This is a genomic window from Pedobacter sp. Leaf170 (assembly GCF_920984665.1).
Classification (GTDB): domain Bacteria; phylum Bacteroidota; class Bacteroidia; order Sphingobacteriales; family Sphingobacteriaceae; genus Pedobacter.
This window is the reverse complement of sequence record NZ_CAKLBP010000008.1, coordinates 96,873-112,946: the sequence shown is the minus strand read 5'-3', so window position 1 is coordinate 112,946 and position 16,074 is coordinate 96,873. Positions and strand designations below refer to the sequence as shown.

Annotated in this window: 16 protein-coding genes; 3 read left to right on the top strand and 13 right to left on the bottom strand. The window is 35.4% G+C overall.

From position 1 onward, the window contains the following. Positions 1–61: 61 nt before the first annotated feature. The 13 genes from murI to ubiE all read right to left on the bottom strand — a co-directional run bounded on the left by murI (position 62) and on the right by ubiE (position 12,107). A complete protein-coding gene (murI, locus tag LUA90_RS17650; RefSeq protein WP_231463205.1) occupies positions 62–880 on the bottom strand; it encodes a glutamate racemase in 819 nt (272 codons plus the stop codon). Positions 881–1,145: 265 nt separating this feature from the next. Beyond that, complete coding sequence (locus tag LUA90_RS17645; protein ID WP_231463207.1) at positions 1,146–1,724, bottom strand: OmpH family outer membrane protein; 579 nt, start codon at positions 1,722–1,724, stop codon at positions 1,146–1,148. 58 nt (positions 1,725–1,782) lie between these two features. Next, complete coding sequence (locus LUA90_RS17640; RefSeq protein ID WP_231463209.1) at positions 1,783–2,313, bottom strand: OmpH family outer membrane protein; 531 nt, start codon at positions 2,311–2,313, stop codon at positions 1,783–1,785. 102 nt (positions 2,314–2,415) lie between these two features. Next, on the bottom strand, positions 2,416–4,962 hold the full coding sequence (bamA, locus tag LUA90_RS17635; protein ID WP_231463211.1) for an outer membrane protein assembly factor BamA: 2,547 nt from the start codon (positions 4,960–4,962) through the stop codon (positions 2,416–2,418). A 152-nt stretch (positions 4,963–5,114) separates the two neighbouring features. After that, positions 5,115–5,855 (bottom strand): isoprenyl transferase, encoded by a 741-nt coding sequence (locus LUA90_RS17630; RefSeq protein WP_231463213.1) that lies wholly within the window; start codon positions 5,853–5,855, stop codon positions 5,115–5,117. A 19-nt stretch (positions 5,856–5,874) separates the two neighbouring features. After that, a complete protein-coding gene (locus tag LUA90_RS17625) occupies positions 5,875–6,666 on the bottom strand; it encodes a DUF6089 family protein (RefSeq protein WP_231491914.1) in 792 nt (263 codons plus the stop codon). A gap of 2 nt (positions 6,667–6,668) precedes the next feature. Beyond that, a complete protein-coding gene (locus tag LUA90_RS17620) occupies positions 6,669–7,550 on the bottom strand; it encodes an NAD kinase (protein ID WP_231463217.1) in 882 nt (293 codons plus the stop codon). Positions 7,551–7,554: 4 nt separating this feature from the next. Then, positions 7,555–8,217 carry a CBS domain-containing protein gene (locus tag LUA90_RS17615; protein WP_231463220.1) on the bottom strand — a complete coding sequence of 221 codons (663 nt, stop codon included), beginning with the start codon at positions 8,215–8,217 and terminating at the stop codon, positions 7,555–7,557. Then, positions 8,217–8,981 (bottom strand): alpha/beta fold hydrolase, encoded by a 765-nt coding sequence (locus LUA90_RS17610; protein ID WP_231463222.1) that lies wholly within the window; start codon positions 8,979–8,981, stop codon positions 8,217–8,219. Before LUA90_RS17610 ends, LUA90_RS17615 begins: the two co-directional genes overlap by 1 nt. A gap of 234 nt (positions 8,982–9,215) precedes the next feature. Further along, positions 9,216–9,665, bottom strand: coding sequence for a GatB/YqeY domain-containing protein (locus tag LUA90_RS17605; RefSeq protein ID WP_231463224.1), 450 nt, complete (start codon positions 9,663–9,665; stop codon positions 9,216–9,218). 93 nt (positions 9,666–9,758) lie between these two features. Then, a complete protein-coding gene (locus LUA90_RS17600; protein WP_231463226.1) occupies positions 9,759–10,517 on the bottom strand; it encodes an SDR family NAD(P)-dependent oxidoreductase in 759 nt (252 codons plus the stop codon). 82 nt (positions 10,518–10,599) lie between these two features. Next, positions 10,600–11,379 (bottom strand): outer membrane beta-barrel protein, encoded by a 780-nt coding sequence (locus LUA90_RS17595; RefSeq protein ID WP_231463228.1) that lies wholly within the window; start codon positions 11,377–11,379, stop codon positions 10,600–10,602. Continuing rightward, a complete protein-coding gene (ubiE, locus tag LUA90_RS17590; protein WP_231491912.1) occupies positions 11,376–12,107 on the bottom strand; it encodes a bifunctional demethylmenaquinone methyltransferase/2-methoxy-6-polyprenyl-1,4-benzoquinol methylase UbiE in 732 nt (243 codons plus the stop codon). The genes LUA90_RS17595 and ubiE overlap by 4 nt, the downstream gene beginning before the upstream one ends. Positions 12,108–12,255: 148 nt before the next feature. Here ubiE and yihA point away from each other — a divergent pair, with 148 nt between their 5' ends. From yihA to LUA90_RS17575, 3 genes are all read left to right on the top strand, one after another. Further along, entirely contained in the window at positions 12,256–12,879 is a 624-nt protein-coding gene (gene yihA, locus LUA90_RS17585) for a ribosome biogenesis GTP-binding protein YihA/YsxC (RefSeq protein WP_231463232.1), read from the top strand. Positions 12,880–13,019: 140 nt separating this feature from the next. After that, positions 13,020–13,877, top strand: coding sequence for a UbiA-like polyprenyltransferase (locus tag LUA90_RS17580; protein WP_231463234.1), 858 nt, complete (start codon positions 13,020–13,022; stop codon positions 13,875–13,877). A gap of 149 nt (positions 13,878–14,026) precedes the next feature. Then, entirely contained in the window at positions 14,027–15,733 is a 1,707-nt protein-coding gene (locus tag LUA90_RS17575; protein WP_231491911.1) for a M3 family oligoendopeptidase, read from the top strand. Positions 15,734–16,074: the final 341 nt, after the last annotated feature.

The following is a 16,074-nucleotide window of genomic DNA, read 5'->3' as shown; positions in this document are numbered from 1 at the left end:
ATGGAGAAGCCGTCCTTTTATTCAGCTTAACCGAGTATCTTAAAGCGAAAGGAAGGATTATCTACATTTTGGCAGACTTTAATTCATCTCCAAAAAATATTGAAGCATTTTTATCAAATACCTCACAATCGCCACTAGTATAAAATAGTTTTTGTTTGGTTTTTGCGAGCTTTTCTGCTATCTCAGGATGCCTGTCTAAATAATCTGCCAGGCTTTCTGCAACAATTTCGCCTTGCGTTAAAATATTGATGTAATCCGGAAAGGTAGTTCTCAACTTTGGCATTAATAAAGGATAATGTGTACAAGCCAATAATACACAGTCAATTTGTGGCGATTGAGCCATTAAGGCATCTTTATATTCTTTAATAAAAAAATCTGCTCCGGCTTGCAGGTGTTCATTATTCTCAATCAATGGCACCCACATTGGGCAAGCTTGCTGGTAAACTTTAACATCGGGGAAAAACTTATTAATCTCAAGCAGATAAGATTCTGAATTTATCGTTCCACGCGTACCCATAACACCAACATTTTTGCTTGTTGTAAATGTTCCAATAACTTCTGCTGTTGGGCGGATGACACCCAATACCCTCCTATCGGGATATCTTGAAGGTAAATCTTTTTGTTGAATGGTTCGCAATGCCTTCGCTGATGCGGTATTGCAGGCCAAGATAACAAGCTTACAGCCTTTCGCAAAGAGCCATTCAACACATTCTAATGTGTAACGATATATCGTATCAAAGGAATGGTCGCCGTATGGCGAACGGGCATTATCACCCAAATAAATATAGTCGTAATCCGGAAGCTTTTCTGCAATGGAACGAAAGACTGTTAATCCGCCATATCCTGAATCGAAAATACCTATTGGTGAGGATTGTTGCATGTATTGATTAATGTTGGAATGTTAAAGACATTGTAAAGTTGCAATATTTTTCTATCAAAGCAAATGTATGCTCAACCATTAATGCGAGATAAGAACCTATCTTTTTAGCATAAAGTAAATCTCTTATTGAGATTGCTTCGTACCTCGCAATGACGAAATCACAATTAATCTTGCATTACCGAACAAAAAAAAAAACGGAATTAAGTTAAACTTAATTCCGTTTTATAATTTACTTAGCAAGAGCATTAAACTCCCGGCTAATATTTTATTTTTTTGGTGCCGCTGGTTTTGCTGCAGTTGCAGAAATACCTAATTTAGTTTTCACAGCAGCAGTAATATCATCACCACCATCCCAGAAAATTAAATTGTTACCACCTTGTCCGTTTGCGGTATCAAAAACATAAGCTAAACCTTTTTCTTTAGCAACAGCATTTACTGCGCTAGCTACTTTAGTATTAATTGGCTGAATTAATTCAGCTTGTTTGTTACCTAAATCTTGTTGAGCTTTAGTTTGAGCATCGCCAATACGTTTTTGTAAATCTTGTAATTCAGTTGCAGCTGTTTGTAATTCTTTATCAACTGTTTCTTTATTTGCTTCGCTACGAGTTTTTTCTTTAGCTTGTGCTGCAGTTAATTTAGATTGATATTCTTTAATCATCACATCTATTTCAGCTTGCTTAGTTTTGCTTAAGTTTTCTAAAGTAGTTTGTGCTGTTTTAGATTCAGGTAAGTTTGCAAATACCTCTTCAGAATTTACGTGACCAATCTTTTGCTGTGCATTTGCCATATTCGCTGTAAACAATAAACCTGCTGCTACAAAGAATACGTTAATTAACTTTCTCATTTCTATTTTACTTTTTATTTTTTTAATTGTTTTTCCTAATTTTTCGAGGGCGAATATACTAATTTTTTGCAGCCCCTGGTTTGTAACCTAATTTTACAATAACATCATTACTAACATCATAACTGCTGCTGGCGTAAATCATCATGGTAGCTTCGCTGCTTTTATCAAAGATAAAATCTAAAAATTTCGCCTTTGCAATCTGCTTAATAGCATCAGCAACTTTATCCTGTACTGGTTTAATTAACTTAATTCTGCTCTGAAATAAATCTCCGTCTGGTCCAAATTTTTGGCGTTGAAATTCTTTTGCAGCTTTTTCCTTTTCGATAATTTCATTTTCACGGCGTTTGCGCATATCATCAGTTAATAAAACCTGATCAGCCTGATAAGCCTTATACATCTTATCAATTTCGCCGAAGTTTTGGTCAACTTGTTGTTGCCATTGTTTTGATGCCACTTCCAGTTGGCTCAAAGCCGATTTATATTCCGGCATGTGCTTAAGAATATACTCGGTATCTACATAAGCAAACTTTTGGGCAAAAGCGCCAAAAGTTGTGCAAAGTAAAAATGCGATTAAAAAATATTTTTTCATTTGTGTGTGGTGTTTTATTATTCTTTGCAAAAACTAGGCCATGTATAAACTCAACTTATAATGTTTTATTGCATAATTAATTATTTTTTTAATGATTATCAATTAAAATCCACCTAATTGTTGTGCGATACTAAAGTGGAACTGGCCTTTGTTTGATGAAGGTAAACCTGGGATATTATCAAAGCCATAACCATAATCAATACCTAACAAACCGAAAATAGGTAAGAATATACGAGCGCCAACACCAACTGACCTTCTGATGTTAAACGGATTAAAATCGCTAAATCTGTTCCAGGTATTACCACCTTCTGCAAATGCTAAAACAAAGGCTGTTGCTTGCTGGCTTTTAATTACCGGGTAACGTGCTTCTAATACATATTTAGTGTAAATCGGGCTACCAGACGATTGCGCAATACTTGGATTTGAACCTACCGGGATAACTGTATTATTTGCATAACCACGCATCGCGATTAATTCTGAACCTTGTAAAAAGTCGAAACCTTGCATACCATCGCCACCTAATTTGAAACGCTCAAATGCCGATTGACCAGTTGCCGCAGTATATTGACCTAAGAAACCAAATTGTGCCTGTGCTTTAATTACAAACTGACCACCTACACGCTGATACCATTGTGAATCAAACTTCCACTTATGGTATTCAGTAAATCTGTATTTTGTTTTATCAGATGCTGTAGCATAGTTAACGCCATTAAATAAAGAATATGGCGGTGTAGCCTGAACTGTAAAACGGATAAATGAACCAGACATGGGAAAGATTGGCGAATCTCTTGAATCTCGGCTTATCTCTTGCGATAAGTTTAAGTTGTAAGAAGTACCAGTGCTAAATAAAAATCCAGGATAATTTTGAAGAACGTATTGTTGCAAACTTACCGCATGACTTAACTGGAAATAGTTATCTGGCCAGTTTAATCTTCTACCCAAACTTACCGTAACACCATTTAAACGAATTTTAAAGTAGTTAGGATTACTCGAATCTCCGATACCGCTAGATTGCAATGAAGTAAATGCACTTACACCAAAACTAACAGGTTTCTCGCCACCGAACCATGGTTGAGAGAATGAGAAGCTGTACGATTGATAAAACTTACCATTGGTTTGTCCACGTAAACTTAATTTTTGGCCATCGCCCTTTGGTAGAGGTTTGTAAGCTTTTAAGTTAAATAAATTTCTTAATGAAAAGTTATTAAAGGTTAAACCTAAAGTACCAATGATACGGCCACCACCAAAACCACCTGATAACTCAATCTGATCTGAAGGTTTTTCTTCTACTGCATATTCAATATCTACTGTACCATCAGCAGGGTTAGGACGAGGTGTTGGAACTGTTTTTTGTTCATCAAAGTTTCCTAGCTGACCAATTTCACGTACGGTACGAATTAAATCACTTTTACTAAATTTTTGTCCGGGCTTGGTACGAATTTCACGTAAAACAACCTTATCATTAGTAATGGTATTTCCTTTTAAAGTTATACGATTGTTGGTGTACTGCGGACCTTCATAAATACGCATTTCAACATCAACAGTATCATTGTAAATTTTAGTTTGAACCGGGTCTATGTTGAAAGTTAAATAACCGTTATCGGTGTATAAGCTGTTAATATCTCCACCGTTTTCACCGCCACCATTAATTTTTTTATCTAATTTATCTTCGCTAAATACATCACCTTTGGTAATTGAAAGTACTCTGTTTAAAACATCGGTTGTGTAAATTGCATTACCAGCCCAGGTTACATTACCAAAATAGTATTTTTTACCTTCGTAAATATCCATTTTAATATTTACCTTTTTATTGTTGTACTGATAAATGCTATCCTTTAAAAGTTCAGCATCGCGATAGCCTTTTTCGTGCAATTTGGCTATCATTTTCACTTTATTCTCTTCGTATTTTTCTTTACTGAATTTACCCGAACCCCAAAAACGCCACCAGGCAAATTGCTTAGGGTTTTTCAAATATTTTCTAAGCTTAGCTGCTTTAAAATCTTTGTTGCCGGTAAAATCTATATGCTGCACTTTAACCCTGCTACCTTTATCAATATTGGCCACAAGTATTACGCTATTTTCAGTATTTGGGTCTTTACGTGTTGTATAATCTATTTTAGTAAAGAAATAACCCTTATCCAATAAATACTTTTTAGCAATTGCTGAGGTAGTATTGTATAAGTTATCGTTTACAATTTTACCCGTTTTATCATTTAATTTTTCCTGAATTGCAGTTTTTTCAGATTTACGAACACCTTTTAATTCAATAGAGCTTAAACGAGGGCGTTCTACTACTTCAATTTCGAAGAAAACAGAATCCTGAACAAACTTTTCGATATTTAATTTTACATCATCAAACAAACCTTGGGCCCAAAGCGTTTTAATTGCATCAGCCGTTGCCTCACCTGGTAAAACTATTTTATCACCTTTGGTTAATTTAGAAAGTGTAATTAGCACTTCTTTATCCAAATATTCGGTTCCGGTAATTTTTGTACCTCCAATAATAAACTCCTTTGGACTAAAGTAATCTAAATCCAGGTTACCAACTTTTAAAGTAGGGGTTACAGGAGCCTGGGTTTGCGGACGAATTTGGGCAAAGGCCGGAGCGGCTAAACATAACAGGAGTAAAACTTGAAATATTCTTTTCATTAAAATAATTTGTTCAGTAATGGCCACGAAGGTAACAATGTTTTGCTTAGCAAAATTGCTTTACTTTTTATGCCTTTTGCGTGGTTACATTTATCGTATAAAAGTGGGGCTAAGTTAGTTTAAACCCTTGTTAAAAAGTGTTAAAAGAAAAATTAGTTTAATTGTTCGCTAATTTTACCGAAACGACGTTCGCGTTTTTGATAGTCAACTATCGCCTCAAAAAGATTTTCTCTTCTGAAATCGGGCCATAAAACATCAGTGAAATAAAACTCTGTGTAGGCCATTTGCCAAAGCAGGTAATTGCTTATGCGATGTTCGCCGCTGGTTCTTATCATCAATTCCGGATCAGGGATAGATACAGTTGTTAATTGTGATGAGAAAAGATCTTCATTAATATCATTAATATCAAGCTCGCCATCTTTAACCGCTACAGCAATTTTCTTTGCCGCATTAACAATCTCCCATTTGGAGCTGTAACTTAATGCAAGCGTTAAAGTACATTTTTCGTTGTGAGCCGTTTTATCCATCGCCTCTTTCAAATCATTTATACATTCTTGCGGAAGTGATTCGATGTTACCGATGGCATTTAACTTTACGTTATTTTTGTTTAAGGTTTCGGTTTCCTTATTTATCGTAGAGATAAGAATTTGCATTAAAGCATCAACCTCCTCTTTCGGGCGGCTCCAGTTTTCTGTAGAAAAAGCATAAAGTGTTAAGTATTCGATACCAACTTCTACGCAACCTTCTACAATATCTTTTACAGATAATACACCTTGCTCGTGACCGAAAACCCGCATTTTACCCTGGCCTTTTGCCCAACGACCGTTACCATCCATGATTACGGCGATGTGTTTTGGCAGGCGATTATAATCTATTTGTTCTTTAAATCCCATTAATTATGTCAAAATCAGCTTAAAAGGAATAGCATTTTGAGGATACAAAGGTAAAAGATATGCCAACACTAACAAATAGATAAGTGTCCCTTTTTCTAAAATCTCCTCTTTGTGTACCCGGTGCACCTATTTGAGTGATTGATGGATCACTTAAATTGAGCGGTGGATTGCCTACATAAACCTGTTCAGATGGATAAACGCCGCTAACATCATCCAGATAATCGGTAAACGCAGTTCGATAACCAATCTCTGTAAATATGCTCCAGGTATCTTTATAATTGTATTTTATGCCGCCACCATAAGGAATAGTTAATACCGTGTTTCTATATCCGTTTGGCAGATTTTCTGTATTGATATAATCCAACCTATATTTTTCGCCGTTATATTTAACGCTTGGTTTAAAATTTACAAAACCGGCACCGGCAAATAAATAAGGCGTAAATCTCCTGTTTCCGCCATTTATAGCATAATCAAAGAAATTAAAATCGATTATTGCAGCGCCCTCGTTTAAAGTTGTATTAAATTTTAAATTACGTTCTACAAATTGTTGGTTGCTGGAATTAGCATCACTGGCGCCGATACGGCCATAAGTATACATCGCTCTAACACCTAAATATGCATTAAAATTACGTTTTACAAATAGCCCGCCATTGAAACCACTTAGCTGGAGCGGGTTGTTTTGATTCAGATCGCCCATGTAACCAGCGCCTCCTGCCTGCACGCCAACTTCCCAAGTGGCAAAATACTGTGCCTTTGCAAATTGAGTTATAATTGTGAATAGGATGATAAAGGGTAGTCGGTTCAGCGTCATACTTAATAGTTACGGGTATCAATGCCCCATAATAATTTATTCCTTAACGTGTTTAAATAAGTTTCATTGTTAAGTCGGATAAGATTAACGCAAAAATCAGCTTTTTTAATCGATATTTTTACCGAACGCTCAACAGTGACTGTCCTGCTATCACAAGAAACTAAAAATTTCGATTCTCTTGCTTCTACTTCAAATGATAAAGAACTACTATCAGGCAAAACCACAGGTCTTACATTAAGGTTATGCGGAGCAATCGGTGTAACCACAAAATTTCTTGAATCGGGATAAATAATGGGGCCACCGCAGCTTAGTGAATATGCCGTAGAACCAGTTGGCGTTGCTATGATTAATCCATCTGCCCAATATGAATTAATATATTCATTATTCATTTTTGCATGGATAATCATCATTGCCGAATTATCCCTACGGTGGATGGTGATGTCGTTTAAAGCAAAGTTCTCTTCACCAAATAAGCCATTCTCAGATTCTAAACGCAAAAGAGAACGCTCATCCAATGTGTATTCGCCGTTTATTAATGCCGTTAGCGCCGATTCTATTTCTGTTTTATTGATACTTGCTAAAAAACCCAACCTGCCAAAGTTGATACCAATAACCGGAATGCCTGAGTTGCGTATGAGCGAAAGCGTATCTAATAAGGTTCCATCTCCCCCCAAACTTAATAAAACATCTGCATGCTCTTTCAGTTCTTTATGGTTATGAAAAATGACGGTATTAGCTGGTAATTTAATTTTACCGTGAAGCGAGTTTTTGAATTTATGATGAAGAACCGGCTGAATATTATGACTTTTTAAATGGTTAAAAACCTCCTGAACATAAGGCAAAACGGTATCATTAAAGTCCCTGCCATAAATTGCAATTCTCATAAAATTAAACGTTTAAATAGTTCATGAAAGAATCATAACGTTCTTGAGAACCATCATCAACTTGTGTATTATTATAAACTTCTTTTACCTGGTAATCATATCTTTCGAAAGAAGCGACCAATGAAGTAATTTCTGTTTTGTTAACTTTTAAAGTAACTTCTAACCTTGTAGAATTTTCAAAGGAATTTACGTACGATGATAAAATCTGAGCATTATCGGCTTCCACAATTTGGGCAATGTGTGCCAGAGAGTTGTCTCTGTTGCTAATTTCGAGGACAATAATACCGCCAGGTTCAGCAACTGCATAAATCTCGGCAACTGCATCAACTATTTTTGTTATAGAAATTAAACCAATATAGTTTCTTTGAGCGTCTAAAACCGGGATAGATGTAAGTTTTAGTGTACTCAGTAGTTTAATTACATCGTACGTATGTGCATTCGTAGAAACGAAAGCATTTAATAAATCAAAAGATGCATCCTTTATTAAGGTTGAAGCATCTCTCAGTTCAAGCAAATCATCTTCTGCAAGCAAGCCTAAAAACTGATTATCGTTAACCACAGGCAAATGTTTAAGCTTAAACTCATTCATGCGGTTTAAAGCCTTCTGCACTGTATCTTCAGTTTTTAATGGAAGTATAGCATTCGATATGATTTCTTCGGCAAACATTACTTCAATAATATCCTATCTAAAAATTTTTGTAAATATGTATTAAATACTTCAGGATGCTCCATCATTGGGGCATGTCCGCATTTATCAACCCAATTTAATTCTGAGTTTGGTAATAGCTGATGAAATTCTTCTGCCACCTCTGGTGGAGTAACTTTATCATTTTTTCCCCAAATTAAAGATACCGGTATGGTTATTTTCGTTAATTCTTTAGCCATGTTGTGGCGTATCGCCGATTTAGCCATGGTTAATATCCTAATTACTCTCGACCTATCGTTAACAGTTTTGAAAACATCATCAACTAACTCCTTCGTAGCCGTTGCCGGATCGTAAAAAGTGAATTCTACTTTTTCTTTTATGTAATCGTAGCTTTCTCTTCTCGGGAAAGAACCTCCAAAAGCATTTTCGTAAAGGCCAGAACTACCTGTTAACACTAAAGCTTTCACAAACTCTTGATGAGCGGCAGTAAAAACTAAACCAACGTGACCGCCTAAAGAATTACCAATAAGCACTACCTGATTTAAATTTTTAAATTTTAAGAAACGGTGAAGATATCTTGATAAAGCTTTAACACCTAAAGTTAAAATTGGCAATTCATAAATCGGAAGAATAGGCACAACAACGTGGTATCTATCTTTAAAACGATCTAAAACAGGCTCCCAATTGCTTAATTCGCCCATCAAACCATGCAGCAACACCAATGTTTCACCCTTTCCGGCTTCTATGTATTTAAATCCTTCTTCTTCTATTACCTGGTAGTTCATATATTAATTTGATGGTATTGTGTTACTAAGTTAGTAGAGTAAATTCAAATTTTGGCATTTACACCGCATTTTTCTGAAATAAAATTAAAAACGGTATAAAAACAGTTCGCTTTATACCCATATCGTCGTTTTTAATTTAGTTTACTGCTTTCTGATGCTTGTTTGTTAGGTAATACATACAACTTTCTACTGCCTACAGTTAACATCCAGCTTTTTCACTAACGAATCTTAACTTTATGCGTTCAACTTCTCTTTAACCAATTCAGCAATTAATTTACCATCGGCTTTGCCGGCAAGTGCCTTGTTTGCTAAACCCATTACCTTGCCCATATCTTTAACTGATGTAGCACCAGATTGTTTGATAACATCTTCTATGATGGTTGCAACTTCTGCCCTATCCAATTGTTTTGGAAGAAATTGATTGATAACTTCTATCTCCTCTTCCTCTACTTTATATAAATCTTCTCTATTTTGCTGCTTATAAATATCTGCCGATTCACGACGTTGCTTAATCAGTTTCTGAAGTATTTTCAGTTCTGTTTCTTCTGTAATTTCTTCTGACGCACCTTTTTCGGTTTTAGCTAAAAGCAAAGCGGCTTTTATGGCTCTTAAACCTCTTAATTGTGCATCATTTTTAGCCAGCATGGCTTTTTTTATTTCTTGATCTATTGTATTTGATATCATATTATTGTTATCTGTTATAATTTACATGTTGTCGGGATTAAAAATTTAATGCCCAATCACATAACCATTAACCGGCAACCCGAAGCTGCAAATTTATTGTCTGTTTATTATCGTTCCGGTAGCTTGTGCGGTTGGCATTACCAGCATATCGTTAATGTTTACATGCTTTGGTCGGCTTACTGCATACCAAATGGCATCGGCAATGTCATCAGCAATTAAAGGCTCAAAGTTTTCGTAAACCTTTTTAGCTCTGTCTGCATCTCCCTTAAACCTAACTACAGAAAATTCTGTTTCAACTGCACCCGGATTTATTGATGTTACTTTAATTTTATGAGGCAATAAATCGATACGCATTGCCTTTGTTAAGGCATCTACAGCATGCTTACTGGCACAATAAACGTTTCCATTTGGATAAACTTCAAGTCCGGCGATGGAGCCTATATTAACGATATGACCCGATTGATTTGGTATCATCCAGTTAGAAACAACTCTGGTAACATATAATAAACCTTTAACATTGGTATCCATCATGGTATCCCAATCGTCAGTATTACCTTTATCAATGGGTTCTAACCCCTGACTTAAGCCTGCGTTATTTATTAAAACATCAACATTTTTCCAGTCTGCAGGTAATGCTTCAAACAAAGTTGTTATGTTGTTTTTATCGCGAACATCGGCAACAATTTGCTGAACGGTAATTGCATATTTATCTTCAAGATGATGTGCAATTTTCTTCAAACGCTCTTCACGACGAGCCACCAAAATTAGGTTGTAACCATTTTGCGCAAAAATATGTGCAGAAGCTTCGCCAATGCCAGAAGTTGCGCCCGTAATTAAAGCTATTTTAGACATTTTTTAATGAATTTTGAAAAAGCAACGTACTTAGTGTTACTTAAACTATGGCAACAAAGGTAAGTTTTTTTGGTTTGCCTAACTATTCAAAAAACAAGCTGAATGTAAAATGGCGTAACTTGGTTTTATCTAATGGATTTGCAAAAGCAGTGTTATCATGTTGTAGCAAATCGTTTATAGAATATGAAACTTTTATCTCGGGCGACATTTTGAAATATTCGAAATATAAGTCGAAGCCGATGCCAGTTTCATAAGATAAATAGTTCCTTTTATTTTTCAACAGCTTATTTAAAGGAATTTCACCTTCGTCAAAAGTTTTCTTTTTCGAGGCGATATCCATTGAATATTTTGCACCGCCTATCCAATATGCTCTAAAATTATTTAAACGGTTTGATTTAATTTTTAACGTTAAAGGAATTTCGAACATTGTAGCCTGAACCTTTTTTTCGATAACCGTTTGAAATGCCGGCGGTGTAATCGATGAGTTTACATCCTCAGCAACGGCTGGCCCAGGTTCGTATTCATATTTTATAATTCTATCGCTAAAAATTAATGAAGGTGTAGAACGCAAATCAAAGTTTTCGGAGATTCTTTTATTTACCACAAAGCCCAAACCAAATCCTACCTGAGGTGGACTGGAAATAGCTGTCATTGGTGTGGTTAGCTGTTTAGTATTATCTGCAGGATCATAATAAATATCACGCCAGTTTGCCTTTTTTAAAATTTTATATTCTGCAGAGATATATTGAAAGCTAAAGCCAAAATGTAAATCTTCATCATCCACACCTCCACCCCAATTTTGGGCAAAGGCAGTAAAGGTTATCAAAAAGAAGGAGATGATTAAACTTACTTTTTTTATCATTTAGTACCGGTGTAAATAGAACTTATTCCAAACGTTAAAATTGATTGTTTGGTACTTTTGAAACCTACTTTTTCCATTAAACCGGTAAAATCATTACCATCTGGAAATGCCGATACAGATTCTGGCAAATAGCTATAAGCACGATGATCTTTTGAAAACAGTTTTCCGAAGAAAGGTGTGATGTGTTTAAAATAAAAATTGTACAATTGCTTTACAGGGAAAACGCGTGGCTTTGAAAACTCTAAGACCACCATTTTGCCGCCAGGTTTTAAAACCCTAAACATATCAGATAATCCTTGCTCCAGGTTTTCAAAGTTACGTACACCATAGGCACAGGTAATGGCATCAAAAGTATCATCATTAAAATGCAAACCTTCCGAATCGCCAACCTGAACAGAAAACACCTCAGTTAAACTACGCTCATTAATTTTCTTTTTGGCAACACTTAACATACCTTCAGATATATCTACACCAATAACCTTTTCTGGCTGAAGTTTTTTAATTGCTTCAAAAGCAAAGTCGCCGGTTCCGGTTGCAACATCAAGCATAATTCTTGGATGCAAAGACACGAGTTCTTTAATTGCCTTTTTTCGCCATAAAACATCAATACCTAAGGATAGGAAATGATTTAAAAAATCGTAAGTACCTGAAATATTATTAAACATGGTTGCAACCTGTTCTTTTTTAGTTGCATCTGCTGCCTGATATGGAGTTATATTCTGATTCATGATATGTAGCAAAGATAGGGAAAAAGTCTGGAGTCAGAAGTCAGGAGTTGGAAGTCTAATCTCAAAATTTACATTCTTAAAGCATTAATAAGTTTGAACTACCGACTTGGGTCTTCCGACTTACGACTCAAAAGCCTACCTTTGCTATATGATTATTAAAACCGCAACTTTTGTTTGCAGCAATACCCAAATTTCGGCCTTGCCGGCTCCGCTAATGCCCGAATATGCTTTTATAGGGCGTTCGAATGTGGGTAAATCTTCATTAATTAATATGTTGGTTAACCATCATGGATTGGCAAAAACATCACAACGCCCAGGTAAAACACAGCTGATAAACCATTTCTTAATAAATGAAAACTGGTATATTGTAGATTTACCTGGCTATGGTTATGCTAAAGTTTCTAAAACAAGCCGAGAGAAATGGGAAAAATTTATCCGTGCTTACATTACCAAAAGAGAAAGCTTACAATGTGTTTTTGTATTAATTGACAGCAGATTGGAACCGCAACAAATTGATATTGAATTTTGTTATTGGTTGGGCGAAAAACAAATTCCATTCTCCCTAATTTTTACAAAGGCTGATAAACAAGGCATGACCATCACTCAAAAAAATGTTGCCGCCTTTAAGAAAAAGCTTGGTGATTTTTTTGAGGAAATTCCTGCAACATTTATTACATCAGCCGAAAAAGGAAATGGAAAAGATGATGTATTAAATTTCATCACGGAAGTAAATAAAGATTTTGTTGTACCAACTGATTATAAGCGGTTTTAATTAATTAATTCAATGGTTCATTAGGCATTGGTTCATTGGTTAGCGATTGTGTAATTAAACAATAACCAATTTAGCAATTATCAATTGAGCAATTAACCATTTTAACAACTTAATAATCTAAACAGTTAACCCTGTTCTTAATGAAAAAATACTTTTCACTCGTATTATTTGCACACTCAGTTTTTGCTTTGCCTTTCGCAATGATTGGTTTTTTTTTAGGCGTAACCACAACTGATAATCCATTTTCGTGGTACAAACTTATCTTAGTTTTACTATGTATGGTTTTTGCCCGTAATTCGGCAATGGCATTTAACCGATATCTGGATAGAAACATCGATGCTAAAAACCCACGTACCAAAATGCGTGATATTCCGGCAGGAAAGGTATCTGCCAGAGAGGCTTTGATTTTTGTAATCGCCAACTGTGTGTTATTTGCAGTAACAACTTATTTCATTAATCCCCTTTGCCTTTATTTGTCGCCGGTAGCACTGTTTGTGGTATTGTTTTACAGTTATACCAAAAGATTTACGGCACTTTGCCATTTGGTATTAGGCTTAGGTTTAGCACTCGCACCAATTGGCGCTTACATTGCTGTTACAGGTGAGTTTGCAATTGTACCCGTTTTGTATTCTTTTACCGTTCTTTTTTGGGTTAGTGGTTTTGATATTATTTATGCTTTACAGGATGAAGATTTCGACAGAGCTGAAAAGTTACATTCAATTCCGTCTGCTCTTGGCATAAAAAATGCGCTTAATGTATCAGTTCTACTGCATGTACTTTCTGCTGTTTGTGTAATTTTGCCGGTGTTTTTTACTTCATTTAGTTGGGTTTATTATGTAGGAATCGCATTTTTCTGTTCGATGCTTATTTACCAGCATCTATTGGTAAAACCTAACGACATTAGTAAGGTAAATCGTGCTTTTCAAACATTAAATGGTTATGCCTCGGTTGTATTTGCAATATGCTTTTTAATTGATGCCTACATAAGAACGAAGTAATAAGTAATGAAAGAATGAGTGAATTTTGAATGAATTAATAAATTTACGGCATCGTCATTGCGAGGCACGAAGCAATCTTAAAGCGATAGACAAATTCATTCAATCATTCATTCAAAATTTAATAATTCTCAATTCAATAATTAATACCGATGATTATAAATAAAAAACCTCGAAAATATATACCACAGGAACTAAACATCACTTGGGAAAGTTTAGAACCAATTTTCACCGAATTACAAAATCGTGAGCTAAATAGTGCTTCAGAATTAGAACAGTGGCTTAAAGACAGATCTGAAATTGAAGCAGCTTTAGAAGAAGATTTCGCATGGCGATATATAAAAATGAGTTGCGACACCGCCAACGAAGAACTGGTTAAGAATTTTCAATATTTCGCAACAGAGATTGAACCTAAAATTTCTCCATTATCTAACGAATTGAATAAAAAATTCAGCGATAGCCCTTATATGGATGAGCTGGATAAAGAGAAATACTACGTATATAGCAGAGCGATAAAAAAGGCTTTAGAATTATATCGTGATGAAAATATTGAACTTTTTACCGAATTACAGGTTAAGCAACAAAAATATCAGGGTATTACCGGTGCCATGAGTGTTGAAATTAACGGGCAGGAATACACGCTCGAACAGGCATCTATTTTTGTTAAAGATTTAAACCGTGAAGTACGTGAAAATGCATGGAAAACCATTCAGCAAAGAAGACTTGTAGATAAAGACGATTTAAATATTTTATTTGATGAGCTGATAAAACTTCGTAATCAGGTTGCGCTTAATGCAGGTTTTGAAAACTATCGCGATTACATGTTCCAGGCATTAGGTCGTTTTGATTATACCCCGCAGGATTGTTATGATTTCGCCAATGCAATTGAAAAAGAAATTGTTCCGATTTTAAAAGAACAAGCGGAAAAAAGACGCGAAGCTTTGGCTTTAGAAACTTTAAAACCGTGGGATTTAGAAGTAAGCATTAGTGGCAAACCGGCCTTAAAACCTTTCAATAATGGAAATGAGCTGATTGATAAAAGTATAGCTTGTTTTAATGCTATTGATGAAAAATTAGGCAATAAGCTTGCAACCATGAAAGCAAACAACCTTTTTGATGTAGAAAGCAGAAAAGGTAAAGCTCCGGGCGGCTACAATTATCCTTTGGCAGAAACTGGTGCTCCATTTATTTTTATGAATTCTGCTAATTCGCTTCGCGATTTAACCACAATGGTTCATGAAGGTGGGCACGCAATTCATACTTTCTTAACGGCTGATTTAGAACTAAATGATTTCAAGCATTGCCCTTCGGAGGTTGCAGAGCTAGCTTCTATGAGCATGGAATTAATTTCTATGGATAATTGGGATGTTTATTTTGATAATGCTGAAGATTTAAATCGTGCTAAAAAAGAACAGCTAGCCGATGTTTTAAAAACATTACCATGGGTTGCCGTTATCGATCAGTTTCAGCACTGGGTTTACACAAATCCAGATCATATTGCTGCTGATAGAGAAGAAACTTTTAAGCAAATCTATAACCGCTTTGGGGCAGGTTTTGCAGATTGGACAGATTTAGAAAAAGAATTTGGTAATGTTTGGCAAAAACAACTGCATTTATTCGAAGTTCCATTCTATTATATCGAATACGCGATTGCACAATTAGGCGCCATAGCAGTTTGGAAAAACTATAAAGAAAATCCACAGAAAGCTTTAGAACAATACCTTGCGGCGCTTTCGTTGGGTTATACCAAACCAATGAATGAAATTTACGAAACGGCAGGCATTAAGTTCGATTTTAGTGAAGATTATGTAAAAGAGCTTGCAGCTTTTGTAAAAGAAGAGCTAGAGAAATTAGGATAGTTTTAGGGTTTAGGGTTTAGGGTTTAGGGTTTAGGGTTTAGGGTTTAGGGTTTAGGGTTTAGGGTTTAGGGTTTAGGGTTTAGGGAAAATTCTAATAAACACAAACTTGTTTTAAATAAAAAAAAGTCGCAACAAAACGTTGCGACTTTTTGGTTTTACCCGTTTAAATTTAATCTAAAATCTGCGAGTATTCTTATAATCTGCGGGAGAAAATTCATACAGCAGCAATTAGTGAATTAGGTTAAACATTGTTAAAATACGCTTTATAATTATCCTAATGCCTTAGTTTAGTAATATTCTTCTTTAGATAAGGAAAATACAAATTATAAGGTTATCAAATT

What these genes read in the sequence shown, in the direction of transcription:
- murI (WP_231463205.1), bottom strand. Translation starts at nt 880, where the DNA reads ATGCAACAATCCTCACCAATAGGTATTTTCGATTCAGGATATGGCGGA.
- LUA90_RS17645 (WP_231463207.1), bottom strand. Translation starts at nt 1,724, where the DNA reads ATGAGAAAGTTAATTAACGTATTCTTTGTAGCAGCAGGTTTATTGTTT.
- LUA90_RS17640 (WP_231463209.1), bottom strand. Translation starts at nt 2,313, where the DNA reads ATGAAAAAATATTTTTTAATCGCATTTTTACTTTGCACAACTTTTGGC.
- bamA (WP_231463211.1), bottom strand. Translation starts at nt 4,962, where the DNA reads ATGAAAAGAATATTTCAAGTTTTACTCCTGTTATGTTTAGCCGCTCCG.
- LUA90_RS17630 (WP_231463213.1), bottom strand. Translation starts at nt 5,855, where the DNA reads ATGGGATTTAAAGAACAAATAGATTATAATCGCCTGCCAAAACACATC.
- LUA90_RS17625 (WP_231491914.1), bottom strand. Translation starts at nt 6,666, where the DNA reads ATGACGCTGAACCGACTACCCTTTATCATCCTATTCACAATTATAACT.
- LUA90_RS17620 (WP_231463217.1), bottom strand. Translation starts at nt 7,550, where the DNA reads ATGAGAATTGCAATTTATGGCAGGGACTTTAATGATACCGTTTTGCCT.
- LUA90_RS17615 (WP_231463220.1), bottom strand. Translation starts at nt 8,217, where the DNA reads ATGTTTGCCGAAGAAATCATATCGAATGCTATACTTCCATTAAAAACT.
- LUA90_RS17610 (WP_231463222.1), bottom strand. Translation starts at nt 8,981, where the DNA reads ATGAACTACCAGGTAATAGAAGAAGAAGGATTTAAATACATAGAAGCC.
- LUA90_RS17605 (WP_231463224.1), bottom strand. Translation starts at nt 9,665, where the DNA reads ATGATATCAAATACAATAGATCAAGAAATAAAAAAAGCCATGCTGGCT.
- LUA90_RS17600 (WP_231463226.1), bottom strand. Translation starts at nt 10,517, where the DNA reads ATGTCTAAAATAGCTTTAATTACGGGCGCAACTTCTGGCATTGGCGAA.
- LUA90_RS17595 (WP_231463228.1), bottom strand. Translation starts at nt 11,379, where the DNA reads ATGATAAAAAAAGTAAGTTTAATCATCTCCTTCTTTTTGATAACCTTT.
- ubiE (WP_231491912.1), bottom strand. Translation starts at nt 12,107, where the DNA reads ATGAATCAGAATATAACTCCATATCAGGCAGCAGATGCAACTAAAAAA.
- yihA (WP_231463232.1), top strand. Translation starts at nt 12,256, where the DNA reads ATGATTATTAAAACCGCAACTTTTGTTTGCAGCAATACCCAAATTTCG.
- LUA90_RS17580 (WP_231463234.1), top strand. Translation starts at nt 13,020, where the DNA reads ATGAAAAAATACTTTTCACTCGTATTATTTGCACACTCAGTTTTTGCT.
- LUA90_RS17575 (WP_231491911.1), top strand. Translation starts at nt 14,027, where the DNA reads ATGATTATAAATAAAAAACCTCGAAAATATATACCACAGGAACTAAAC.